The organism is Ruegeria sp. YKSF131, assembly GCF_059612645.1.
Genome location: NZ_JBXWQZ010000049.1, coordinates 1 through 23,769, shown reverse-complemented (window position 1 = coordinate 23,769; position 23,769 = coordinate 1). Strand labels below are relative to the sequence as shown.

22 protein-coding genes and 1 tRNA gene are annotated in these 23,769 nt (G+C 52.6%); 12 read left to right on the top strand and 11 right to left on the bottom strand.

The features are described 5' to 3' along the window. Positions 1-32: 32 nt before the first annotated feature. The 5 genes from AC2FLZ_RS16120 (at position 33) to AC2FLZ_RS16100 (ending at position 2,755) form a co-directional block, all read left to right on the top strand. Positions 33-107 (top strand) — tRNA-Val (locus AC2FLZ_RS16120). Between the two features lie 90 nt (positions 108-197). Beyond that, the gene (ykgO, locus tag AC2FLZ_RS16115; RefSeq protein ID WP_085868787.1) at positions 198-323 is read left to right on the top strand and encodes a type B 50S ribosomal protein L36; all 126 of its coding nucleotides are present in this window, start codon (positions 198-200) and stop codon (positions 321-323) included. Positions 324-548: 225 nt separating this feature from the next. Next, positions 549-1,565 (top strand): Fe(3+) ABC transporter substrate-binding protein, encoded by a 1,017-nt coding sequence (locus tag AC2FLZ_RS16110; RefSeq protein ID WP_480521179.1) that lies wholly within the window; start codon positions 549-551, stop codon positions 1,563-1,565. 117 nt (positions 1,566-1,682) lie between these two features. Further along, positions 1,683-2,237, top strand: coding sequence for a helix-turn-helix domain-containing protein (locus AC2FLZ_RS16105; RefSeq protein WP_480521181.1), 555 nt, complete (start codon positions 1,683-1,685; stop codon positions 2,235-2,237). Beyond that, entirely contained in the window at positions 2,234-2,755 is a 522-nt protein-coding gene (locus tag AC2FLZ_RS16100) for a GNAT family N-acetyltransferase (protein WP_480521183.1), read from the top strand. The genes AC2FLZ_RS16105 and AC2FLZ_RS16100 overlap by 4 nt, the downstream gene beginning before the upstream one ends. Positions 2,756-2,771: 16 nt before the next feature. Here AC2FLZ_RS16100 and AC2FLZ_RS16095 read toward each other — a convergent pair whose 3' ends face one another. Next, positions 2,772-3,572: a phenylalanine 4-monooxygenase gene (locus AC2FLZ_RS16095; protein WP_480521185.1), complete on the bottom strand. Its 801-nt coding sequence runs from the start codon at positions 3,570-3,572 to the stop codon at positions 2,772-2,774. Positions 3,573-3,691: 119 nt separating this feature from the next. On the opposite strand from AC2FLZ_RS16095, the gene AC2FLZ_RS16090 reads away from it, so the two are divergent. Continuing rightward, positions 3,692-4,150 (top strand): Lrp/AsnC family transcriptional regulator, encoded by a 459-nt coding sequence (locus AC2FLZ_RS16090; RefSeq protein ID WP_480494575.1) that lies wholly within the window; start codon positions 3,692-3,694, stop codon positions 4,148-4,150. A 151-nt stretch (positions 4,151-4,301) separates the two neighbouring features. On the opposite strand, the gene AC2FLZ_RS16085 is transcribed toward AC2FLZ_RS16090, so the two are convergent. The 8 genes from AC2FLZ_RS16085 to AC2FLZ_RS16050 form a co-directional block, all read right to left on the bottom strand. After that, a complete protein-coding gene (locus tag AC2FLZ_RS16085; RefSeq protein ID WP_496882414.1) occupies positions 4,302-7,094 on the bottom strand; it encodes a bifunctional aconitate hydratase 2/2-methylisocitrate dehydratase in 2,793 nt (930 codons plus the stop codon). 203 nt (positions 7,095-7,297) lie between these two features. Then, positions 7,298-7,465: an SH3 domain-containing protein gene (locus tag AC2FLZ_RS16080; RefSeq protein WP_496882413.1), complete on the bottom strand. Its 168-nt coding sequence runs from the start codon at positions 7,463-7,465 to the stop codon at positions 7,298-7,300. A 299-nt stretch (positions 7,466-7,764) separates the two neighbouring features. Further along, positions 7,765-8,514, bottom strand: a complete 750-nt coding sequence (locus AC2FLZ_RS16075; protein WP_496882412.1) for an adenylate/guanylate cyclase domain-containing protein — start codon at positions 8,512-8,514, stop codon at positions 7,765-7,767. Between the two features lie 300 nt (positions 8,515-8,814). Continuing rightward, positions 8,815-10,284, bottom strand: coding sequence for a flavin-containing monooxygenase (locus AC2FLZ_RS16070; RefSeq protein WP_480521191.1), 1,470 nt, complete (start codon positions 10,282-10,284; stop codon positions 8,815-8,817). Further along, positions 10,281-10,520 carry a hypothetical protein gene (locus tag AC2FLZ_RS16065; RefSeq protein ID WP_496882411.1) on the bottom strand — a complete coding sequence of 80 codons (240 nt, stop codon included), beginning with the start codon at positions 10,518-10,520 and terminating at the stop codon, positions 10,281-10,283. Before AC2FLZ_RS16065 ends, AC2FLZ_RS16070 begins: the two co-directional genes overlap by 4 nt. A 687-nt stretch (positions 10,521-11,207) precedes the next feature. Continuing rightward, entirely contained in the window at positions 11,208-11,744 is a 537-nt protein-coding gene (locus AC2FLZ_RS16060) for a hypothetical protein (protein WP_480521194.1), read from the bottom strand. Then, complete coding sequence (locus AC2FLZ_RS16055; protein WP_480555938.1) at positions 11,728-12,498, bottom strand: hypothetical protein; 771 nt, start codon at positions 12,496-12,498, stop codon at positions 11,728-11,730. Before AC2FLZ_RS16055 ends, AC2FLZ_RS16060 begins: the two co-directional genes overlap by 17 nt. A gap of 73 nt (positions 12,499-12,571) precedes the next feature. Continuing rightward, positions 12,572-13,087, bottom strand: a complete 516-nt coding sequence (locus AC2FLZ_RS16050; protein WP_480555939.1) for a DUF805 domain-containing protein — start codon at positions 13,085-13,087, stop codon at positions 12,572-12,574. A 566-nt stretch (positions 13,088-13,653) separates the two neighbouring features. Here AC2FLZ_RS16050 and AC2FLZ_RS16045 point away from each other — a divergent pair. The 5 genes from AC2FLZ_RS16045 to AC2FLZ_RS16025 all read left to right on the top strand — a co-directional run bounded on the left by AC2FLZ_RS16045 (position 13,654) and on the right by AC2FLZ_RS16025 (position 19,010). After that, positions 13,654-13,953, top strand: coding sequence for a hypothetical protein (locus AC2FLZ_RS16045; protein WP_480521200.1), 300 nt, complete (start codon positions 13,654-13,656; stop codon positions 13,951-13,953). Positions 13,954-14,154: 201 nt separating this feature from the next. Then, positions 14,155-14,616: a hypothetical protein gene (locus tag AC2FLZ_RS16040; RefSeq protein ID WP_496882410.1), complete on the top strand. Its 462-nt coding sequence runs from the start codon at positions 14,155-14,157 to the stop codon at positions 14,614-14,616. Positions 14,617-14,671: 55 nt separating this feature from the next. Further along, positions 14,672-15,286, top strand: a complete 615-nt coding sequence (locus AC2FLZ_RS16035; RefSeq protein ID WP_480521204.1) for a hypothetical protein — start codon at positions 14,672-14,674, stop codon at positions 15,284-15,286. Positions 15,287-16,645: 1,359 nt separating this feature from the next. Beyond that, positions 16,646-18,079 carry a hypothetical protein gene (locus AC2FLZ_RS16030; RefSeq protein ID WP_480555941.1) on the top strand — a complete coding sequence of 478 codons (1,434 nt, stop codon included), beginning with the start codon at positions 16,646-16,648 and terminating at the stop codon, positions 18,077-18,079. A gap of 61 nt (positions 18,080-18,140) precedes the next feature. Then, positions 18,141-19,010: a metallophosphoesterase family protein gene (locus AC2FLZ_RS16025; RefSeq protein WP_480521208.1), complete on the top strand. Its 870-nt coding sequence runs from the start codon at positions 18,141-18,143 to the stop codon at positions 19,008-19,010. Here the strand turns inward: AC2FLZ_RS16025 and AC2FLZ_RS16020 are convergent, their stop codons facing one another. After that, positions 19,011-19,769 carry a hypothetical protein gene (locus AC2FLZ_RS16020; RefSeq protein WP_496882409.1) on the bottom strand — a complete coding sequence of 253 codons (759 nt, stop codon included), beginning with the start codon at positions 19,767-19,769 and terminating at the stop codon, positions 19,011-19,013. It abuts the gene before it with no gap. Positions 19,770-19,951: 182 nt separating this feature from the next. On the opposite strand from AC2FLZ_RS16020, the gene AC2FLZ_RS16015 reads away from it, so the two are divergent. Continuing rightward, positions 19,952-20,878, top strand: coding sequence for an SdiA-regulated domain-containing protein (locus tag AC2FLZ_RS16015; RefSeq protein WP_496808987.1), 927 nt, complete (start codon positions 19,952-19,954; stop codon positions 20,876-20,878). Positions 20,879-20,972: 94 nt separating this feature from the next. On the opposite strand, the gene AC2FLZ_RS16010 is transcribed toward AC2FLZ_RS16015, so the two are convergent. Beyond that, positions 20,973-23,144, bottom strand: coding sequence for an autotransporter family protein (locus AC2FLZ_RS16010; protein WP_496882408.1), 2,172 nt, complete (start codon positions 23,142-23,144; stop codon positions 20,973-20,975). Positions 23,145-23,769 lie beyond the last annotated feature (625 nt).

Sequence of the window (23,769 nt, the reverse complement as noted above, 5' to 3'; positions counted from 1 at the left end):
TCGTTATGGGGCAAGGCACGCAAAGGGAAAGTGGGCGGTTAGCTCAGCGGTAGAGCACTTCGTTGACATCGAAGGGGTCACAAGTTCGATCCTTGTACCGCCCACCATGATTTCACTGTTCCGGTTCTCCGGGACACCCGAGTAACCCAGGCGCTGGCCACGTCCTTGATGAAGGCGCCGCAGATTGGAGACAGACCATGAAGGTCAGGAACTCGCTCCGCTCGCTCAAGAACCGGCACCGTGACTGCCGGATTGTGCGTCGCAAAGGCCGCGTCTACGTGATCAACAAGACGCAGCGCAAGTTCAAAGCGCGTCAGGGCTAAGAACTGCACATCACTGCTTAAAGAAACCGCACCTTCGGGTGCGGTTTTTTTGTTCCTCGATACACTGGTCGAAGGTTTGGTTGTTTTCAGGAAATTCGACAGTACGGTCGCGACCTTTTGACCGAGTAAATCAGTCGGATTTACTTGCATCCCGCCCAGAATCATATAATTGAGAAAATCAGTCGGATTAATGACCGGCCCGAAATTCAATTGTTGAGGCACACTATGCTGAAATCCACGACCTGCCTGGCCGCCGCGCTGTCGGCTCTGATCGCAACATCTGCCGCCGCCGAAGGCGAGCTGAACCTTTATTCGTCGCGCCACTATGACACCGACGAACGGCTGTATACCGACTTTGAAGACGCAACTGGCATCAAGATTAACAGGATCGAAGGCAAAGCGGATGAACTGATTGCCCGGATGGAAGCGGAAGGCGCAAACTCACCTGCCGACGTGATGCTGACCGTGGACACGTCGCGCCTGGCACGAGCCAAGAACGCAGGTATCCTGCAATCGATCGACAGCGCAAAACTGGAAGAGCGCATTCCAGCCAACCTGCAGGACAGCGACAATCAGTGGTTTGGTTTCTCGCAACGCGGTCGGATCATCTTTTTCGACAAGGAAAACGTGACCAACCCGCCGGCCACCTACGCTGATCTGGCCAAACCGGAATACAAGGGAATGGTTTGTATCCGGTCTTCGACCAACACCTACAACCAGACCCTGCTGGCGTCGATCATCACACACGAAGGCACTGAGGCCGCCAAGTCCTGGGCCGAGGGTGTTGTCGCCAACATGGCGCGTGACCCGCAGGGCGGTGACACCGACCAGTTGCGCGGCATCGTTTCGGGCGAGTGTGAAATCGCGGTTTCGAACACCTACTATTTCGCGCGTTCCATTCGCACAGACGTCAAAGGCTTGTCCTCAGACCGCGACATGATCGACTGGGTCTTCCCGAACCAGGACAGCTATGGCGCGCATATGAATCTATCCGGTGGTGGGGTCGCCGCGCACGCACCCAACAAGGAAAACGCGATCCTGTTCCTTGAGTATCTGGCCAGCGATCAGGCGCAGAAATACTTCTCGGCGGGCAATGACGAGTTCCCGGCTGTTCCAAATGTCGAACTGGCCGAGTCGGTCAAGGCGCTGGGTGAATTCAAGGCCGACGACGTGAACCTTTCAGACGTTGCAAAGAACATCCCCGAAGCGCAGAAGATCTTTAACGAAGTTGGCTGGAAGTAATCTTTCTTAGCGCTGACTTATTGAAAAGGATGCGGATTGTTCGCATCCTTTTTCGTTGATATGTGATATTTGTTAGTGTACTTTCTCATATATGAGAAATTTTTTCACGATGGTGTAATGCCTGACACCCTGTCAAACCGCCTTGCCAATCGCCTGAGCGAGCTGCGCCGCGGGCGCGGTTGGTCTTTGGATTACCTTGCCGAACGCAGCAGGATCAGCCGCGCCACCTTGTCCCGTATGGAAAAAGGGGATGTCAGCCCAACAGCCGACAACCTAGGCCGTCTGTGTGCTGCATACGATCTGCCGATCTCACGCCTGCTGATGATGGTTGAAGACAGCTTTGACCCCAAGGTTCCATTCGAACACCAGACCGAGTGGCGCGACCCTGAAACCGGCTTCACCCGCCGTGCTGTTTCACCACCCGCAAATGGATTGAACGCCGAGGTTCTGGAATGCCACCTTCCCCGGGACAGGGTCATTACCTACGAAGTGCCAACTAAATCGGGGCAAGAGCATCATCTGATCTTAGTGGACGGAGCGCTTACCCTGACGGTCGATGGAACACCCCACGCGCTGAACGCCGGAGATTGCCTGCGCTATCATCTGTCAGGACCGACCCGGTTTGAAACAGGGGCGTCGCGTGGCGCACGTTACCTGCTGGTGCTTATATGATCACGCGCCTGACCGATAACGATTTTGACGCGGCGCTGGACGACCTGGCAGAAATCCTGCATGCCTGTGTTCACGATGGGGCCAGCATAGGTTTCATACTTCCGTTTACCCTGAATGATGCGCGTGCGTACTGGCAACAATACGTACAGCCCGGTCTTAGGTCAGGTAAACTGGACTTGTTCGTTTCGAATGACGGTCCCCGCATTGCAGGCACCGTCCAACTGATCCCGGCGGCAATGCCCAACCAACCCCACCGCGCCGACGTGGCGAAACTTCTGGTCCACCCCAACGCCAGACGGCGGGGGTTAGGCCGATCCCTGATGAATGCGCTTGTTCTTCGGGCGCGAGAGGTGGGGCGCACGGTGCTAGTACTTGATACGCGCAGCACCGATCCCTCGCGGCTGCTTTATCAAAGCCTCGGGTTTCAGATCGCGGGGGAAATACCGAATTACTGCCGGAACCCATTTGAACCAAAATTCGAGCCCACAACCTATATGTACAAAAACCTTGACCCTTGAAAAGACGCAGCCCCCGCTACTGGGCGGCGGTTACCTTTTCGGGAAACTTGTTCGGCAACAGCCCGAGGCGGCGCGCACGACGAACATCTGCCAGCAGGTCCCGTTCGGCGGCCTCAAACAACTCTTCAGGGTCATCCAGAACAAAATACCCCATCTGGTGCATGTCGATCCGGTAGGGTGTTCGCAGAATCGTAAGAACGTCAAATGGGTCACGATCGGGTATGTCGCTGGTCACGGCATAGACCAGTTCTGTCGGCGACGACGCCAACCCTGAACCCAGCGCCTTGATCTGACCGTTCTGGCGGCGCAGGCCAAACTCGATCGAAAACCAGTAGAGCCTGATCAACCAAGCATAATCCGCGTCATCTGCCTGCTTTCCGGCTAGCCCGATGGCGTGGCTGAACGCGGCAAAACGCGGATCACTTAACAACGGGGTATGTCCGAATATCTCGTGAAAAATATCCGGCTCTTCGATATAGTCGAAATCTTCCCGGGAGCGGATGAAAGAGGCGGCCGGAAAAACCCGATCCGCCAGCATCCCGAAAAACGTCTTGAATCCGATCAGCGCCGGAACCGGCTGCACCCGCCAACCGGTCAGGTCCAGCAGCCGTTTAGAAATATCTGCACAAGAAGGCACTTTTGTCTTCGGTAGGTCCAGCCGCGCCAAACCGCTTAGGTATTCCGGCGCCATATAGCGCCGTACGTTTTCTTCCTGTGCCGCGTAAAGATCAGCCCAGACCGCATTCTCTTCGTCTGTGTAGGTAATGTGGCCATATTCATCCGCGAGTTTGGCGACATATTTGGTCGATTTGGGCATCAGCATCCTCCTGCATGAGATCAGGATACCTCAACTCTCATGGAGAATTTGTTTTGATATTCTGTGCATCGTCCGTATTATGAACGAAACGTTCCGAGATACTGCCATTTGCGGGCCAAATGCTTCACCCTGCCGACATTGATATTTTGCGAGAGCTTCAGGCCAGTGGACGCCTGTCCATGCAGGAACTGGCCGACCGGACCGGGTTGTCGGCTTCGCAATGTTGGCGCCGCGTCCGTGACCTCGAGTCGTCCGGGGTGGTTTCAGGGTATCGCGCCCAGGTCTCTGCCAAGGCTGTAGGCTTGAATGCCATCGCCTATGTCCACGTTGCACTGAAAGACCATCAGGAAAACAGCATCTCGGCGTTTCTTCGTCTGGTCGAGACCGAGCCGCAAATCGTGGAGTGCGCCTCGATCACCGGGGATCACGACTTTATCCTGAAGGTCTACGCCAAAACCCCCGAGGATCTTGAAGTCTTCATCATGCAGCGCTTGTTGAAATCGGGACTTGTCCGCGACACCCGCAGCAACTTTGTGCTTCGCCAGACCAAGACCCGCGGCCCTTTACCCATTCTTTGACAGGGTCCGACGAAACGGAACCTGAGCGGATGTGTCAGGTGCATAACCCATCCTTGCTAAGACGAGGTGTCGAAAGGCTGGGAGTGTCATTCAGTTGGAAAAGCCCGGCCACCGCTTATTGGCGGCCGGGCTTACAAGGTTCAAAACGTCTTCAGAAGTGAGCCGATTTCGCGGTCGCGGGTTTTTCCATCGGCGGTGCAAACTTGGTCAAGTCGATCCCCTTTACCGCCGACTTGTATTCCTCGGCGGTTGGGGTCCGGCCCAATATGGCCGAGAGTACGACAACCGGTGTCGACGCCAGCAGGGACTCACCCTTTTTCTCATCCGAGTCTTCAACAACACGACCCTGGAACAGGCGCGTGGATGTCGCCAGAACGGTATCGCCTTTTGCAGCCTTTTCCTGGTTCCCCATGCAAAGGTTACAGCCGGGCCGCTCAAGGTACAGGATATTTTCATACTCCGTACGTGCCTTGTTTTTCGGGAACAGATCATCGAATTCAAAGCCCGAGTATTTCTGGAGAATGCTCCACTCGCCTTCTTCTTTCAGCTCATCAATGATGTTGTAGGTCGGTGCCGCAACAACCAGCGGGGCCTTGAACTCGACAGTGCCCTGTTCCTCTTCAAGGTTCTTAAGCATCTGCGAGACGATAATCAGATCGCCCTTGTGCACCATGCACGACCCGACAAAGCCCAGATCGACCTTCTTTTCACCCTTGTAGTAGGAAACCGGGCGGATCGTGTCGTGGGTGTAACGCTTTGATACGTCAGCATTGTTCACGTCAGGATCGGCTATCATCGGTTCGTCGATCTCATCCAGATCAACGACGAGTTCGGCAAAATACTTGGCGTTTTCATCAGGTTTCAGGGCCGGCTTTTCACCCGACCTGATTTCCGCGATCCGCGCATTCGCCTTGTCGATCAGACCTTGCAGCGTCTGGGCTTCGTTTTCCATACCCTTGTCGATCATGATCTGGATGCGGCCTTTGGCGATTTCCAGAGATTCAATCAGCGTGTCATCTTCGGAAATACAGATCGACGCCTTGGCCTTCATCTCGGCCGTCCAGTCGGTAAAGGTGAACGCCTGATCCGCCAGCAAGGTGCCGATATGAACTTCGATGATCCGGCCCTGGAAGACGTTGTCACCGAATGTCTTCAACATCTGCGACTGGGTGGCGTGAACCACATCGCGGAAATCCATATGGTCTGCCATCTGGCCTTTGAAGGTCACCTTAACCGATTCAGGGATCGGCATTGTGGCTTCACCGGTGGCCAGCGCCAGCGCAACGGTGCCCGAATCCGCGCCAAACGCTACGCCCTTGGACATGCGGGTGTGCGAGTCGCCGCCAATGATGATGGCCCAGTCGTCCACGGTGATGTCGTTCAGCACCTTGTGGATTACGTCTGTCATCGAATGGTAAACACCCTTGGGATCACGCGCAGTGATCAGGCCAAAGTTGTTCATGAATTTCATCAGTTTGGGAATGTTCGCCTGCGCCTTTGCGTCCCAAACCGACGCTGTGTGGCACCCGGACTGATATGCGCCATCAACGATGGGCGAGATCACTGTTGCCGCCATAGCTTCCAGCTCCTGCGCGGTCATCAGGCCAGTGGTGTCTTGCGACCCAACGATATTGACCTTAACCCGAGCGTCCGAACCCGCGTGCAGAACCTTTCCGTCAGCCACGCCAACCGCGTTTTTGTTGAAGATCTTCTCGACAGCTGTCAGGCCCTGACCCTCGTGCGAGATTTCCTTGGACGGAGCAAATGCAGATTCCAGCGCAACGCCAAGGGTTTCTGCCGCAAATGTCTGCAGCTTCTTCCCAAAGACAATCGCGTAAGAGCCGCCAGCCTTGATGAATTCGACCTTTTGCGGCGTGAAGGACGACGATACATCGACAAGCTCTTTATTGCCTGCTTCGTTGTAAAGCTTCTTGTCCTTTGTATTGATGGTCAGAACGGTTCCGGTCTCGACCGAGTATTTCTGTTCAAGGACAGGGCTTTCGTCGTTGTTCAGAATCGGGTTGCCGTCGTCATCCAGCTTTTTGACCCAGTTCTTCAGGTCAATGCCGATACCTCCGGTCACACCAACTGTGGTCAGGAAGATCGGTGAGATTCCGTTTGTTCCCGCGACAACTGGTGCGATGTTCACAAAAGGAACATAAGGGCTGGCTTGCGTTCCGGTCCACAAGGCAACGTTGTTGACACCGGACATGCGCGACGACCCGACGCCCATGGTCCCTTTTTCGGCGACCAGCATGACGCGTTTGTCCGGGTGTTGTTTCTGCAAATCCTGAATCTCGGCCTGCGCCGCCGGTGTGATCATGCATTTGCCATGCAATTCCCGATCCGCACGAGAATGCGCCTGATTGCCGGGCGACAGAAGGTCGGTGGAAATGTCTCCTTCGGCCGCGACATAGGTCACAACCTTGATTTCCTCTTCGATGTCAGGCAGCCGGGTAAAGAACTCGGCCTTGGCATAGCTTTCCAGAATGTCCTTTGCGATCGCGTTTCCGGCCTCAAAAGCAGACTTGAGGCGCTGGGTATCCGCATCATACAGGAACACCTGCGTTTTCAGCACCTCTGCCGCCTGATTTGCGATCGACGCATCATCGCCCAGCGCCAGATCCAGCAGAACCTCGACCGAGGGGCCGCCTTTCATATGTGACAGCAGCTCGAACGCGAAGGCCTGCGAGATTTCTTCGACCGAGGCTTCACCCAATACGATCTCTTTCAGGAACTGTGCCTTTTCACCAGCTGCGCTGGTTGTCCCCGGCAGCGTGTTATAGATGAAATAGGTCAAAGACTCGGCGCGGTGAACGTTGTCGAGATCCTTGATTTGCTCGATGATTTCCTGAAGCAGCACACCGTCTTCAATGGGTTTGGGGTGCAAACCTTGCTCTTTGCGCGTCTCAATCTCGTTCAGGTATTCTGTATATAGGCTCATGACGGTTCCGACCATTTAGCTGGTGCGCTGGCGGGTAACAAACCAGCGCCTTAATTTTGTATGCCGCGGTATACTAAATGCCTACAACTTGCAAGACACTCTCCTGCGACCCTGTGTCCTGATCGAGGATGTATTTGTCAAAATACTTGCCAGTCAGGCGTGATCTGTCTGTCGCGGCCAACAGGTTTTTGCACCCTGGCACGCTAGCTTCCGGATGCGGAAATCAGTTCCTTGGCCAGCGGCAAGGATGAGTAACCCAGCCGGGACGGCGTCAATCCCAATCGCACAATCACCATATCATGAGAGGGGAAAATACCGATTGACTGACCATCATGCCCCTGCAACCAGACCGCATCTTCAAAAGGTGGCAAATCTCCGGGTGCTTCCAGCCAAAGGTGGCCCTTGGCATATTTGCCATCCGAAGCCGCTTATCGCTGACTCATGCCCTCAGCACACGGCAAACGAACTTTACGATACAAATCCACGGTGAAGATCCTCCCTCCCTCCGTCAAAAGAAAGGGCAAAGCTGGACGACTTATTCGCGCCCGCAGCAGGGTCATCCCGCCGCTACTGTGGCAGGCTTTCTCACCGCCGTTCTCATGGTCGTCCGCCTCAGTGGAGCTGAACCTGTAGGTCGCTGCCTGTGCTCGCAGGAAGTGATCATATGCTCCTAGCATATACGGGCGCTTGTGGGCAGAACGAGATCGATCTTAACCTGTCTTATGCTTGGTGCAATTGAAGCTACAACGTTCTCAGAAATTTGACCCTGGAGGTCAAAAACATCGTCGCGCTTGCCATCGTATCGATCCGCCCAGTCATGCGATCCGGTTTGCGCGCCAATCAGCTTTCCAGTCACACCCAACCGGTTACCAACTCCACAATCAGAACCCTCCAGCACGTGGCGGACACCAAGTTCACGGCCTATACGACGCACATCAACAGAAAGCCCTTTGTAAGAAAAAGAAGAGTTTCGGGCGACTACGAATGTCCAGGGCACTCTGGACAAGCTGGTAATAATGTCTTCGGTAATACCTTCTGCGAAATAGTCCTGCTCTGCGTCAGACGGCAGATTTTCAAACGCCAATACGGCCACTGGAGGTTTGTCAGGGCGAGATTGAGCTGCTGGGCGCGTGGTGACGAATGAAGTCTGAACAGAGTAGGCTGTCACAGTGCGCGCGATATTCTTCAGGTATTGCGATCCTATTTCTGCGAACGCAATATCCACCTTACCTATGACGTCTTCGTATACCCCCATTGAAACGATAATGCCTACGGGAGGAGCCAGACCTTCCAGCCGGGCCGCGATGTTGACGCCGTCACCAAGAACATCACCGTTGTCATCAAAAACATCACCCGCGTGAATTCCCATACGAAATTGAACCTCCGGGATTTGCCCGCGTGCCGCGTTCCGCTCAACCATCTGACGCTGCATCGTTTCCGCACACGCCACCGCATCCAAAACCGAAGAAAACTATGCAAAAAACCGTCACCGGTCTTTTTGAACAGGCGCCCGCCATTCAATCCGATATGCGGCTCCAGCGCTCTAAAGTGACCCTTGTTAGCGTGCAAAGTGGCTTGCTCGTCAGTACTGACAGCGCGCTATAGTCAACAATGTCAGCTGCGAGTATTGCCGCTAGGTGTCGTTCCAAACAAAAACCCTCCCGCGCATCCATTTTAAAGAAGTGTCACAAGGATATTAGGGGCTTCTCGTACAAATCGCTTAGGCTACGTCTCGAAAGTCGGCCGCACGATAAGGCACAATCAGTTCAGAAATCGGCGCCAGGATACCGCGTTTGCGAAGTGGGTCTACACTCATGTCGAGTAGGAGTTCATCGTGATAGTGGAACATGTGAAGCAGAAGTGTGGCGGAACGTCCCGGCCCTTCTGGCATCCATGATTGTTTCCAGGACTTTAGCGCATCGATATCGCTTTGCATGGCCTCAGCATCCGGTAGGAGCACACGACCTGCAACGACTTCCGCAAGCCATTTGGCCTGAAGCGCGAAGGTCGTCACACTCATGAAGGAGGACGCCCGACCCACGAATGCAAGGTTTGGCACCGAGGGGTGTAGGACATGCCGGTATAAATAGAACCCATCCGGCCCATCATCCAAAGAGTTGAGTATCGACTTCGGTAGATATGGGTAGCCGGTCTTCCAGCCCGTGCCGAAGACGACACAATCGACCTCAAGAGAATCCCCATCCGCAAGGTCGATTCCGCTGGAAGAGAATGCACTCACACCTGTTCGATGTGCAGAAATCTTACCAGATCGGATAAAGTCGATGAGCTCAGGACGTGGAACCATAGTTACTTCCGTAAACGCGTCGAATTCAACAGGCGTCTCAGGCATCAGGGTCTCACCACGTGCGATTTGCGTTCGCAATCGTTGCTGGGTACTGAGCAGCAGTTCTACGATACGCCAGAACAGCCAGGGCAACGGATATCCTATTGAGTGGATAGCGCGCACGATTGGGCTGGGTCTCACATACGGAGGGATCAGGGCTGCAACAAGGCGTGTCAGCATTCCCCATTTGAAAGGAAGAACACCCAGCAATTTGCGCGGAACAGGCCAGTGTGCGGTTCGGAATACGAGGTGAACCTTTTCCGCGACACCCACAGCCGAACCCGCTATATCTGTGGCACTTTTTCCGTAACCGATTACAGCGACACGACGACCTTTGAGTTGCGATATGTCTTTAAATTCGCTGGCGTGAAGGACTTCTCCTCCAAAATCTTCACGTTTGGGAATGTTCGGGACATTTGGTGTCTCTGAATAGAGCCCGGTTGCAACAACAACGAGATCGACTTCAACATCTTCAGATCCTTCGGAGCCACTAACCTCAAGTAACCACCCGTCAGTTTTGCGCTCAATCAAGGTGACGCGGGTGCCTAACCGTAAGCACTCTCGTATTCGGAAATGATCGCAATAATCCTCCAGATACTCTCGAAAGACCGGCCCCGGAGTGAAATGAGACGCTTCTTCGGAAAGCGGAAAATCCGGGAACTCGTACAGGTCCTTTTGCACCTGAACGCCAAAATCGTGGTATCCATCCGCCCAGACACCGCCAAGGTACGGATTGCGATCAAAAACAGTGCAGTGGATCCCAACCCTCGTCAGGCATTTTGCAGTAGCAAGCCCGGAAACCCCCGCACCAATGATAGCGGCGGTTTTTACCTCCCCTACTTTCATGCCTCAGTTCCCCGTCGCAAAATTCGCGATAAACCCAAGAGAACGACACTCACAAGCCAGAGCGCCAGAACATAGGCACCGAACACAGTCCATAGCGCCCATACCCACAGGCCTTGCCAAATTGTCTTTGCTTGATTTAACCCGGTCTGACCGAGGCGAGAACGCAAAATGAACAACATATTGAGCAGCCCAATCGCAGCGCCGATTGCTGTTCCAATCCAAAAGAAATCGCCCATAACAGCCCCCCAAGGCGATATCAGGATATCACGAAATCACAGTTTTAGAAAGCAAGGCGACCATTGGCGCTTTTGAAATCACAGACGGCATCGAAGTCGCCGTTGCCGTCATGCCCCTGAGAACTCGTTCAAAATCTTAGCTTGCCCGCTCGTACCAAGATTGCCCCTACAGCCTGTTTCAATGAGCTATTGGAGGAAGCCGCAGCAGCACTTGGTAGCGAGATTGGTGTCAGGAAGATACACGTCGACAAACTTTGCAAAGTCTGCTTTCTGCGCATCGCAGACCTTAGCGAGAATCCAAGCAAAAAGGCCGCATGGAACCCAAGGTTCCTTGGGGAGGCCCTTTGCGAGATTGCGCAACGCAAAGGGCCATTACCGCAACGACTAAGCCAAAAACTGATTGAATTCATCACTAAGGCAGACAATCGCGCAGCGCAAAACTATGGGCAAACTACGCAAACTTATGGGGTGTGCGAAGTGTTATGCGCGCACCTACAAACCGTGTAGGTGCGCTCGTAACGCTACATTGCCGACATTGATTTCATTGAAGAAAATCTTGGAACTTTGCCCATAACTCTTCGCGGTATTTGCGCATAACTTTGCACGATTTGCCCATATGTTTGCATGCTATAGAGAACTCATCGAACAAACAGACTCTCAGGCTTACCTGCGGTGCCTAAATGTTACTTACTCCCAATGGCCAGCAGACGAGCGCCAAGTGTTGGCTTCGCCATCCCAAACACTAGCGCTGACGCAAGGCGTTGGGTTTATTGCGTCGCATTTGGATCCATGAATATCTGCCACGACAACGCGTTGACGCCCAAAATCAACAACAGTCCAGCCTTGATTGAGCAATGAATGAACCTCCTCTTCAACCAGGAAGTGCGACATGCATCCGCCAGTTCCGCAGTAAAGAGATGCGGCGCTCGAACACGCAAAACCAGACTCATTCAAAACCCAGTCGCGTTGTAGATCTCCGTCGAGATCGACCCTTTCAACCGCGCCCCAGGCTATGTCAAATTGACCGTCGTTGAACTCCGCGCAGGCTCGTGCCGCCAAATCAACCCTCGCCTGCAAACCGGGCGGAAGTTGCGATACATCAGCCGCGACAGCTGGTGAGGTCCAAACAAGGCCCGAAGCAAGCACAATCCCGGCGACCAAACATTTCATCTTACACGCTATTTGGGAAGCTGGTTGGAAGGAGGTATCAATTGCACTGATCATACCTGTAGTCCCCATATTCCAGCCAGTTTGTCGAGCCTTCGCTAAAAATCAGAAACTCGGACCTGTCCTCCCCAAGCAGGGCGACGACAAATCCGGCGGGCGGCACAGAGTTTCCGAAGTAACTGTAGGCCGTCATGGCTCTGATCGACTCGCCGTTGACCGTTACTCGCGCGTCCCACTCCCCCTCTGGATTGTCCAGAATTACATATTCGATCTGGCGTTTTATCGCTCCACCACCACAATAGACGATGCCTTCGGGTGCTTCGTAGGACCCCCCCTGGCTAGTATCTGAATCGCACGCGGAACGAAGGGACCGAATTGCCGCGCCGGAACCTTTCAAGTCAAAGATTCCGTAGCTTACATCTTGATCAATCATCGACAGATTAACTGTTGCATTGGCCGCAAGCTGGTCCAGTACAAAACCATAGTCCTCTTGACTATTGAAACTGACCTCGACGGGATAGTTGTCGACGATCTGCATGGCAGCGTTTTCTGCGCCAACCTGAAATGCACCAACCTCGGTGGTGCCGTTCTTCAAAAAACGAATGGAGAGCCCCTGCTTTTCCACGATGTCCTGGCTATCCTCATATCCAGCCGGAGCAAAGCGGATACGATTACACTGAAGCTCCAGCGTCATGTTTCCGGTCTGAATAAAGGCATTGGGGTTGGGCCCGGAACTGAACGACCACTTCGCCGATGCTGTGGTTGCTATTACTATCATTAGCGCTCCAATGGAAATCGTCTTGAAACTCATTTTCTCTCTCCATTTTGTTGCGTTTCGCACTTTCATTCAGCAGAGAATCCGGCCCGCCGCCCCGGCCACCAGATCAGTAAACAGGTGCGCCGTATTCGTTTGCGCCTTCTTCCGAAGGTCGTGTCAGCCACCAGATCATCAAGATGGACAGAACCAATTGAAGAATTGAGACAACAACAATACCGGTTACGCCCAGGACTGCGGCGGGTCCTCGTAATGCATCGGGGTTTTCGGTCCCTTGCTCCAACACCGAGAAGAACGCCACCCCACCCAACATAACAAAAAGCGTTGTAATGCTGAGCGCCATCGGCAGCAGCAAATACCAGCCAGGTCGTCCTGTATCATGCAGCCTCCGCCAACCGGCGGCCAGCATAGGTATGATAACTGCAAGTTGGAAAACAAAGGACAGAACCCGAGATCCTTGCCCCGTTTCGGGGTTGGTCCCGAATATGACCGTATCCAGCACAGCTAAAGCAGCACTCACGAGAACCACAAACAAGAAGAACCACCAGTATTCTGAGCGTATAGCCCGACCGGAGAACTGGAAGTATTTCGAGAAACACGTTTTAACGGCTTCAACAAACCCCATTTTCAATCCTTTCTTAGTTTCTGTGCGAACTCAGAACGCGTCGCCGACCCAAAAGAACACATTCTCCCTTATGAGTGCTCCCACCTACCTTTTTGTTTAAAAGCAGAAGCCTATCGTACGAGAGCGTAAAGAAGTTTACAAAAAAAAATATTGATTTATGAAGAATAAGATTCAAACATTCGAATTCGACACAACTTTATTTTACCTCCGTTGTGGTCGCTGCTGCTCGCTGTGCCGAGCCCTTCCGACTGCTGGAGTGAGTGCTGGCGGTCGGAAGGCCTTCTCCATTGATCGAGCGTTGGGAGGACGCGATGCTTGGACTTAACGAACTAGCCCTCCCTCCAGAGTTCGCTTTAGCTTTTTCCAGTGGCGCCATTCGGGCATGACGCGTTGTTGGCGGTCTCGGCAGTCAACGAAAAATCGTTCCGTCGAAAAAGCCCTCCGCGGCAGGTTTTGGGCAAGATAGTCACAGGGTCGAGGTATGTTCCATTGGCTGTCCAGATACGAGAGCTTCAAACAAGCACATCCAATTTGATTAATTTCAACGAACCCAGAGGGAGAAGAAAATGACCAACAAGATGGTGAAGATTGCGGGCGCAACTTGTTTCGCACTGCTTGCGGCCTGCGACGATACGAGTACATCAAGCGCGTCAGCCGAGCTCACGCCAGCCCAACAGGCGTGTTTGCGAGATGTAGCCAACACGACGAACAATTCGCAAGTCGTGGTGCTCTCATCCGCCTTTAGCGAGGCGGGAACACAGGTTACTGTAGGCGTTGGTGAGGATCGTGCTCCTTGGAATTGCATTGCTTACAGTGATGGCGCGACAGCTGGTATCGAGTTCCTGGGCGACGAAGGCGCATTGTGACCAGTCTGCTGCGTAGCCGAAAACGGCTGCGCAGCACTGGCTTGATCTGCTGAGGCTCGACTTGGTTTGTAGAACCACCATCGTTGTATTCGCGATCCTTTACCTGTTGGCGTTGATTGCATTCTTGACGGGCACATTTGGCTAGTTGGGACAGGAAAGAGACCCTTTGTCCGGGGTGTTCCTTCTGCCGTTGGGACTGCCTTGGATACTTCTGGCGGATTTGGTCTCGGAGTCAGCCAAACCGTTGTTCGCGGCGATTGCACCAGTACTCAATCTGCTAGCGCTGGTCTTGATTTGCAGATGGGCCCGCAGTTTGCGCCAATAGTGAAGCCTGAAATCTTTTTCACCAAAATTTTGGAAAACATGGGAAAAGTGATCTTGGGTATTGTGATCGGGCTCGTCCTCGGCGTGGTTGGGGCGATGACCCTGGGTGGCGGGGCCGCGGTGGGTGTCGGCGTTGCGACAGGCTTTTCCGCCGGTGTCTGCACCACATTGAAAGGAGCACAAGCAGAGAACCTGATCATCCCCGAGCAAGCGGATCAGATTCTCAATCGCGTAAATTCCGAGATGGCATCACTGCAAGGAATTGGAACGATAGACGAGGTCGTCGGCAGCGCACAGGCATGCGATGAGTTTCTATCAAAGTTGAGGGATGCGAAATAAGGTTCCTGCCCACGAGGAACAGAACATCAAGGATGGACCAAAAGAGGACCTGCTTATGAAACGTAGTCTAATGAACCTTGTCACTCCTGTACTTGCGATCAGCGGAACAGCCGCGCTGGCCATGTCAGACGCCGACGACGCTTGCATCGACCATTTGCGGCAGGTTGGTGGACCAGACGGTCAATCCGGTACGATAGAAAGCTCAGAGTTCTCGGAAGCAGGTACGCTCGTCATGCTACGCGACGCAGGCGGAACGCTTTGGCGCTGCATCGCGTACAAGGATGGAAGCATTGGCGAGATGTCGGTTGTCGAGGCGATGGATGATGGCGGTGGCGCCATGGCAGGTGCCCCCGGCTCTACCGGTAACCAACGTGTCAAATTCGATGCCGGCTCCACTGGCGCCGAACTTGTTGGCCAACTCGCGCCCGGAGCGTCGCAGCAATACCTTCTCGGTGCAAAGAACGAACAGTTCCTTTACGTCCGCGTTGCTCCGCGAAATGGCTCCTTGGACTACGTCATTCGTAACCCCGATGATTCTGAACTGTTGGGATTGATGTCGGCGGACAATGAGTATCGAGGACAGCTTTGGCAATCCGGTGATCATGTTGTGGAGGTTATCAATCGCAGCAACTCTTCCGTCGACTACAACGTAATTTTCGGAATTGAATAGGTTATCGACCAGAAATCCTGGATCTCTAGTCCAATACTGCAAGGAGCGAAAAGATGAAATCCAAGGTCCTATTGGTGATAGGCACGGCGTGTATTGCTGCGCTCGCAGCATGCGATGAGAGTGGCGGATCGGTGGATGCAAGTGCACCAACTGTGGGCAGCTCTAGCGATCTTTCGTCATTTGAAGGGGCAAGAGCGGGACAGGCTGAATTGGGCATCCAGAGTCTCGGATTTGAACTCATCCGAAGCGAAGGGCTGACCTCGTACTGGTTTAACACGGATACTGGTGCATGTGCTCGGATCACAACATCTGAGGGAAGGTACTCAGATGTAGCTATGCTGCCATCAGGTGACTGCTGACACATTTTCATCGATCTAACATCCGCAATAGGGAGCACTAGTACGCATTTTGATCTGGCACATGCGGCGGTCATCGTTGTCGCTCTGATTGTTACAAACCTGGCATTGAAGTCGTCCGGCGTGATCAACGAAGAAAGCAAACACCAATGGAACTGGAAAGTTTTTCTGGCCTACTTCGTGGTCGTCTTTATCATCAACCTGGTGTGGCCAATTTAACGCTGCATGGCGGAAGGCTTATCACCCACTTGAAATGGATCTCGAGAATGAGCCGCTCCAATAGATTACAAAGTGGGAAGAGTTTGAGCATAACAGGCTCAAAAATAGAAAGGAGCTGGCATGCGGTTTTTGACGTCACTGATATTCATTGGTGTTCTTGCAACTACTGCAAATTCTGACGTAACCAGTCGAAACGGTGGCCCAAGCAACAGTCAAATGCTTTCAAAGGGTGGCGACGGAGGTGTTGATGGCGTCGCTTTCTTTCGCCCGGTCTTGAGCGGAGTTTTGTATCGCTCTGGCTTCAAAGGCGGTGACAAGGATCGAACGGGTCTGAGTAACGTTCAGCGCGAAACCCTGTGCGATGAGGGGTTTTCAACCGGGTTTTATGCGGACTTCGGCAAAAACACTCAATACGGTCGCACCAGTTGCGGAAACGGATCTTTCGACTATCAAAGCGCCAGATCCTCCCGACCCGATGCTGTCATGGCGTCCATACACGAGGTGATTGAAAACCCTGGTAAGGGCCCTGTCCTGATACACTGCATGTGGGGCGTTCATTCCTCGGGCGCATTGTCGGCAATGGCGCTCGTTCAGTTTTGCGGTTGGACGGAAGAAAGGGCCAAGGAATATTGGAATGACGCCCGAAACGGGGCGCCTTGTTCAGGCGGATGCGACAAGTGGATTGACACAAAATTCTCCAACTTCAGTGTCGACCCAAAGTTAAAAATCTCCACCGAACAAAAGGCAGCGATTTGCCCTAAATGATACCGGGAGGACTATCCAAATGAAGTTCAATCTTCTGGGGCCACTTGCTTTCATCGCACCCACTGTCTTGTGGGCGAACGACGAAGTTCTCGGTGAAGCCACAACATTTGATAGTCCCAACGGCGTTTCTGAACGTTGTATTCGGATCGAAAAAGTTCCAACGGGCGAGTACAAGAACAGCGATCTTGAGGAAGAAAAAGCCTATTGCGAGATCGATTTCTATGCCTCTGAAATTGCTATTTGCCCAAAAACCTGGAGCACCAGCCCAGGAATGGCCGTCTACGATATTTCGGAAGGACCCTACATGGGGAACCGTTCTGAATTCGAGAGAAACGCTTGCAAAGAGGGCAAGTTGGCAAAAGATCTGGCCAAAGACAGGGTGGCTAAATTCAAGTCCACCATGAACCAAAAGGGCACCAGTGGAACGTTTTCCACTTCTTCGCTGCTTTACTATCATTTCTCCAGGTATTTCGACACGACTGTCAAAGTTCCAGTCGCGGTTTGGCGCAGCATGGACGCCCAGGCGCATTTTTCCGAGGTCGCAGAGCCTGGTCTTGCGATTTCTGGTGGCTCTCATGGCGGGCGCATGAACCACGAAGGCTGGCGTGTCTTCGCAGCTGCGGATGCCGACCCGAACTCATACCAACCGACCGATGATCTATTCACATCGGATCGAACGCAAATATATGGTGTACTGCTTGATAGCCCTGGGCATCGATACGGCTCGGAAATCAACGGCACCCGTAAATCTGGTTGGGGGAAAGGCCAAAACCGTGATTTTCAGGAAACCCCCGCTTTCTTGGCTTTGCGTTCTTCAAAACCATTGTCTGAGGCCATTGCAGAGGGCGTCGGAGAAGGCCGAAAAGACCGGATGATCAACAAGGATCTCGGTCCCGATGTCAGCGACCAACAGATGGCATTTTGGATGCAAGAACTTACCGAGATTGTTCTCCTCGATTTCATCTTTAGCCAGCAGGACCGCGTAGGAAACATAGACTTCACACCCTATTGGTATTGGGTCGAAGACGGAAAGCTGAAGCATAAGAAAGCCAAGCACCATCAGCCGAATGATGGAGATATTCCCGCCGAGGCATTATTAATCCGTCGCAGCAATCTAAACGACAACGATGCTGGTGGGCGGGTCGAGTATGCTAACTTCGCGAAATCTACTCATATGCTAGAGAAAATGCGGCACTTCTCTCCAAGCACTTACCGGCGCTTGGTTGCATTGAATAGCGACCTTCAAACCCAAGGCCCGGTTTATGACTGGCTGTCGCTAAGCCTTGGGCTTTCAGACAGTCAGATTGCACAAGCCGTCAAAAATACCGCGCTGGCAACGTCCATCCTCCAGAACAATTGTTCTAATGGTGATTTGATGTTCGACTTGGATCCTGTCGCATTCTTTTTGAGAAACGACACCGAGGTAGAGACAGTGGATTGTAATGACACGTAGGCTTTCTACGCTTTTTGCGGCGTTCATTTGGACCGCTCTGATCGCCTGCAAAGCGGCGGCATTGGATGTTATCGTCATATCGGATCTGAACGGCAGCTATGGTTCGGTGAAATACGATGCCCGCGTCGACAAAGCGATTGAGCGGGTAGTCGAGATTGATCCCGATTTGGTGATTTCGACGGGCGATATGGTCGCGGGACAGCGCATTCCCAACTTGTCAGACAAACAGGTCAGAGAGATGTGGAAGGCGTTTCACGAGGCCGTATCAGATCCTTTAGCGGCTGCCGGAATTCCATTTGCGGTCACGCCTGGAAACCATGATGCCTCCGCCTACAGTGGGTTCGAGCGTGAAAGAAAAGTATACGCAGAGGAATGGATACCAAGAAAACCAGACGTCGATTTCCTGGTTTCGGATGACTACCCGTTCTTCTACGCGTTTGAGATGCAGGGCGTAACGTTTGCATCTCTGGATGCAACGACCTTAGGGCCGCTATCCGGTGATCAACAGGACCGACTTGGGGAATTGGGTGCAAATGGAAATCCGGTTGTCACTTTCAGTCACCTCCCACTCTGGCCCTTCGCGATCCAGCGCGAACGCGAAATCATCGGTGACCCAACACTTGAAAAAATTTACCTAGAAAGCGGTGTCGTTCTGCATCTGTCAGGCCACCATCATGCCTTCTACCCAGGCTGGAAAGACGGTGTGGCTTATGTTTCCCAAGCTTGTTTGGGAGGTGGCCCGCGACGGCTTATTGGTGACAATGCCAAATCACCTCACAGCTTCACTCATGTTACGTTCCAACCAAACGGAGAGTTTGGAATAGCAGTATATCGAGGGCCTGATTTCGAAAGGTCAGTAAACTTCAAGTCGCTCCCGAAGGAGATCAGATCCCCGAATGCGGTGTTGAAACGCTTAGACCTTGTGAAATGATTAGAGGTTGAGTTTCAGCTCAACTTTTTCAGGGACCAGATCGTTTATCATCTCTTCGATCCGAGCTTCCGACAATCCACCCGAGGTAATGAAAAGCAAAGAAACGCGAGATTTTCCGGGTACGTGGTGTTTTCTGACCAACTTCCAGCCAGCGTCTGCGGCCATAGCTTCAATGTCCCCGCTGACTTTCAATGAGTGCTCTTCGTCTGAAGCCTTGAGCGAAATTCCCACGCCCTTGTTTCGCCCACCGAGCCAAATGAAACACCAACACACAATCGCCACCAGTGTGGCCATCAGCGGTAAGCCCAAACCGACCGCGAGCCCAAGCACGGTCACTATAATCATTTCAACCGTGTCGACCGGGTCATCCATATTTGATCGGAACCTTAACAGAGCTCCTATTCCAAAAATCACGAACCCAATCATCGATCCGTGCTGTACGACCAGAAACCCAACCACCATGCCGACAAGCGCGTATAGGAAGAACAGTCGCGGCATAACGATATCGCTGACACTTCTGCGGGCTCTCCGCCTCACAGGATGATAGACGATCAAACCAGCCAGAATGATCGTGACGATCACATCGAGAGTGAAGAAATACAGTTCCTGTTTGCCACGAAACTGCGTCCACCGGCGTTCGATAACGATTTCCGACCCCGAAGCCCCGGCCAGCATCGTCGCAGGGTCGACTTGTGACACCGCAGCACCTGGCAACAGCAGCATCAACAACACGGTCACAAATGTGAGGGTCGTATTCAACTTGTCTTCCTTCCTGCTCACGCCAAAGGCTTACGCTTAACCAAAGGCACATCGTGCACTATTCAATTCAATCGCAACAGGCGGGATCAGGTAAAGAGATTACAGTGCATTCTTCGGACATCGTATCCGGACTGTGATACGAACGCTGATACAGGGATGTGGTCCAAGCGCGAGAGAATCCAATGACAGAAAACAGATTGTTTTTGTCAAATGCTGAAATTTCACGGTGTTTCTGCAAACTTAGACGACTTGCTTTTGCAGCCAGCTTGGTTGCGGCAGCCTTCTTGCCTTGGACCGATTTTGCCTGCGCCGAAAGTGCTGGTTTGGTTCTGGTTGATAAATTCAAGGTGGCAGACAAATCAGAGGGATTTTCGGAACCTTCCGGTTTAACAATGTCTAACGCTGAAGGTTTCTTGTGGTCTGTAAGTGATGCCGAACCTAAACTGCACCTACTCGGAGTCGACGGGGTATTAGGAAACTCTTTCAAGTTGCCAGCATTGGTAGGATCAGATTTGGAGGGCGTCGCATCACGAAAAGATGGGACTGTTTTAGTACTTCAGGAAACTGATCGATCAATTCTAGTCGTTCACCCGACTGACCCCATTCAACTAACTACAATCCCTCTCACATCTCTCAAAGGCTACTCGGACGCCGCTGAATTGCTCGTCGGTAACCCTTTGAACAAGGGACCTGAGGGCATCGCCGTCGACCCGGAATCCGGGCGAGTATTCATTGGCATTGAGGGACAACCAAGGTTGTTAATGGTCGTATCACCGGAGCTAGATGAAATTGTTGAGATCATTCCTTTAGACCGCGATGCAGGTTTCATCTCCGAGCGTGTAGATGATGATGAACTGGATTTGAGCGGCCTGGCATGGTCCCCATCTTCACGTTCTCTTTGGATTGTAAGTGACAAAGGCCGTCAAATCTTCGTCTACAATCCAGAGTCCAAGTCCATAAAGTCTATCAGTTTGACGTTCACAGAAGATGGCAAACAAAAGGAAGTTAAACATCCCGAAGGAATCGCTCTCGATGAGACCAAAGGGCTTCTCTACATCCTGACAGACGACGCCAAGAAATCGCGGCTTTATGTTTTTAATATTCCCTAATTTTGATCGCTAGAGAATGAAGCTCACACCGCCACGATAGCTTCCGCAAGTTGTTGCAGCTAGCTTACCACTCCTCTTCGTTGGTCCACCCTAATCAGAACCGAACGCTTAAGTTTGCACCGAGACCATGCTCTTGGCCGTTGGAACGAACTGAATAACCATACCCTGCCGTTAGTCTCGCCAGATCAGAAATCTGATAGCCCAGTCCAAGCCCGAGAACGAAGCCATTTGCTCCTCGATTTTGTCCGACTTGTGTAAATGTTCCGAACAATGGATTTGAAACTGTGATTCCGTGCTCACTATCCTTGTTGGCAAAGAAGTCATATTCATACCGGGCGAAGGCGATTGGGGTCAGCAAACCACTCTCTGTCAAGAAGTCCCGTTGGTAGTCAACTCCAATGGAGGCGACCAGAGACTCTGCGTTCGCTTTTTCAATCGAGTAGTTGAAATCACCACCGCCGGTCTCTGTGCCTGAACCTTGTTGAATACGCCCGTAGTTCACTCCAAAAACCGTAGAAACCCTTGCACCGCTGTCCAGGTTAAACAGCTTCCGTGCCTGGATACCGGCATGGATGCCCTCTTGGTCCAAATCAGACTTTGCCTCGCCTCCCGTAAAGCCATCAACAGAAGGGTTATTCCGCTTGGCGTCGGTTTCACCGAACATGTAACCGATCAGTCCGGAGAACTCCCAAGTTCCGGTTGTTGTACGCCCATAGACGCCCACATGATAGCTGTCGGTCGAAAAATCCTGATCGACTTGATCGTGTTCATCCATGGAGGATGTCCCAAAACCTGCGTAGACGCCGACCACACCTCTATCGGTGCTTGCGACATCCGCTCCGACCAAAATGGTGCCCAGCGAATAGTCGAATGTCCCGAGGCCGTTACTTCCATCAACGTCTCCGCTCACATAGGCCGTGTCGATCCACCAGCGCCGATCAGAGCAGTCTATTGCGCCGCTCGGGCTCTGGGCCAAGTCGATGTCGCCTGCTGCAACGGGTTGATCCTCATTGCTGAAGCCAACTGCTTGATACTTGCGGCAGTCAGCGTGGCTCAGCACTGTGTTAGTTATCAGGTCAAGTTGCTCCAGCCCCACGGTCAAATTAGAGGAATAGGGTTCTGCGTGCACACGATTAAACCCAGCCAAACCTGAATTGGTAAGCGTGTTAACGGTATTACCCAAGGTTGAGCCATTGGTCAGATTAGTTCCAGGTGACGTGTTTGTGGTGTTAGCCACCGCACCAGCAAGGTTGCTTGCATTGGGAGATCCAACAACTGATGGATGTTGCGGTAAACTCGAGACGGGGAGAGTCGAAAACGTTATGTCGATTCTACCGTCTGCGGTTGGCGTGTTTGAGATACTCAGACTGGATAGAGCGGGCAAAGATCCTCCGGCAACAAGAGTTGGGGAGTTTCCATCGAAACTCGAGGCTTGAAAAACCGTGTAGTCGTTGCCAGCTGCATAGTCCTGCGCAGTCAGGCCGGGACGAGCGGCTTCGACTTGTATGGTGGCGCGGTTAATCCCTGTCACGGGCCCGCTGGATGACACCAAGTCGACTTTCTGACCGGCCGTCGGATCGACTTCGCTCAAAAGTCTTGACCCAGTTTCAAAAGCGATTCCGCCACTATTGTTGAGCGTACCAATTGAAAAGCCCGGCGAAAGCACCCCTCCGTTCTTAACTGTGAAGTTGAATGCGTTCACGCTTCCCGTTCCGGCCAACGTGCCAAAATTCTCAAAGTTTACGGTGTTCAAACTGCTTGTGGTATCGAGGCGAACAGTCGTGCCTGCGGCTATCGCCATATCGCTGGTTGAGAAAATCGAACTATTCGTCAGTGTGAAATCAGAAGCCTCAGCAACCCGAGTCTGAAAATAGTAGGCTCCGAAAACTACTTCGGTGGCTCCCATAACGGTCAGGTTGTCATAGGTTAGCGGGCGGTCGGACTGGAAGTAGACTTCAGTGGGGTCGATATTCGCGCCGTTGAAGGGAGCGAACGTCATTGATCTGCCGGAACCAATCGAAGTTCCAATGAGGTTCACTCTGAGCTTCCCGTTGATGTTTGTTGCCAACGCTTCCCGGGAGACAAAGTCTCCGCTACCCGCCGCGACATCGACATTCAAAAGTGTTAAAACTGAAGCATTGCTTGGAACGGTATTTTGGCCCGGAACATACAACTCAATTTCACCTGAGGAAGTAATTGAGGAGTTTCCAATTGTAAGTCCTGTAATGGGTCCGTTTGGGATCGGGAGACACGTACGTTCCGTCATTGAGATTGTTTGATTAACGCGAGTGCTTTCAGATCCAGAAGCGTACTCTATCCGGGGAGAACCTAATTCCACGCAGGCCTGTGAGCTTTGGGCTTGTACTTTGGTTGGCGACATCAAATAAGCCAAGATTAAGAATGCGATATTCGCCAGAGTGATGCGCTGAGCAATTCGACTTAGTGGGAACGGCCTATTGTTTGTCACCAACTTTTTCCTCTCGCGGTACAAGCGACGCTACCTCAACTTAGGACTTGAAAAACAGAGTTTATCTTTATGGATTTTTTGTTGTGGCATATGAGCAAGCTCACAACACGGGAAGGTCTGCGCAATGCAGACCTGCTCGTGCATTTACTGCGAGGCAAGACAAGCCGGGTTTTACATTCCGACCATATCCACCTTTGCATAGAAGCAATCGCAAAAGGTCAAGCCTTGAAACGATTTTCCCGAGCTTGATGGGCGCTGAACAGCGCCATTGAGTATAGGCATGGATCATTGGATTTCGGAGTCGATAGCTAAGTGTCCGTCGTCAGGGATTTTGGGACAGATGGCGGCGTGAGCTAAGAGAGGGTCTGGCTCATCTGGTTCATGTGATTATGCGGCGGATTTGCGGTGAAGCAAGCGTCGCGTT

Bases quoted from the DNA above. Each gene is read 5' to 3' on its own strand.
- AC2FLZ_RS16050 (WP_480555939.1), bottom strand. From the start codon at position 13,087: ATGGGGTTTGTTGAAGCCGTTAAAACGTGTTTCTCGAAATACTTCCAG.
- AC2FLZ_RS16100 (WP_480521183.1), top strand. From the start codon at position 2,234: ATGATCACGCGCCTGACCGATAACGATTTTGACGCGGCGCTGGACGAC.
- AC2FLZ_RS16015 (WP_496808987.1), top strand. From the start codon at position 19,952: ATGACAGAAAACAGATTGTTTTTGTCAAATGCTGAAATTTCACGGTGT.
- AC2FLZ_RS16090 (WP_480494575.1), top strand. From the start codon at position 3,692: ATGCTTCACCCTGCCGACATTGATATTTTGCGAGAGCTTCAGGCCAGT.
- AC2FLZ_RS16105 (WP_480521181.1), top strand. From the start codon at position 1,683: ATGCCTGACACCCTGTCAAACCGCCTTGCCAATCGCCTGAGCGAGCTG.
- AC2FLZ_RS16110 (WP_480521179.1), top strand. From the start codon at position 549: ATGCTGAAATCCACGACCTGCCTGGCCGCCGCGCTGTCGGCTCTGATC.
- AC2FLZ_RS16075 (WP_496882412.1), bottom strand. From the start codon at position 8,514: ATGGTTGAGCGGAACGCGGCACGCGGGCAAATCCCGGAGGTTCAATTT.
- AC2FLZ_RS16010 (WP_496882408.1), bottom strand. From the start codon at position 23,144: ATGACGGAACGTACGTGTCTCCCGATCCCAAACGGACCCATTACAGGA.
- AC2FLZ_RS16065 (WP_496882411.1), bottom strand. From the start codon at position 10,520: ATGGGCGATTTCTTTTGGATTGGAACAGCAATCGGCGCTGCGATTGGG.
- AC2FLZ_RS16055 (WP_480555938.1), bottom strand. From the start codon at position 12,498: ATGAGTTTCAAGACGATTTCCATTGGAGCGCTAATGATAGTAATAGCA.
- AC2FLZ_RS16045 (WP_480521200.1), top strand. From the start codon at position 13,654: ATGACCAACAAGATGGTGAAGATTGCGGGCGCAACTTGTTTCGCACTG.
- ykgO (WP_085868787.1), top strand. From the start codon at position 198: ATGAAGGTCAGGAACTCGCTCCGCTCGCTCAAGAACCGGCACCGTGAC.
- AC2FLZ_RS16060 (WP_480521194.1), bottom strand. From the start codon at position 11,744: ATGATCAGTGCAATTGATACCTCCTTCCAACCAGCTTCCCAAATAGCG.
- AC2FLZ_RS16085 (WP_496882414.1), bottom strand. From the start codon at position 7,094: ATGAGCCTATATACAGAATACCTGAACGAGATTGAGACGCGCAAAGAG.
- AC2FLZ_RS16070 (WP_480521191.1), bottom strand. From the start codon at position 10,284: ATGAAAGTAGGGGAGGTAAAAACCGCCGCTATCATTGGTGCGGGGGTT.
- AC2FLZ_RS16095 (WP_480521185.1), bottom strand. From the start codon at position 3,572: ATGCCCAAATCGACCAAATATGTCGCCAAACTCGCGGATGAATATGGC.
- AC2FLZ_RS16035 (WP_480521204.1), top strand. From the start codon at position 14,672: ATGAAACGTAGTCTAATGAACCTTGTCACTCCTGTACTTGCGATCAGC.
- AC2FLZ_RS16030 (WP_480555941.1), top strand. From the start codon at position 16,646: ATGAAGTTCAATCTTCTGGGGCCACTTGCTTTCATCGCACCCACTGTC.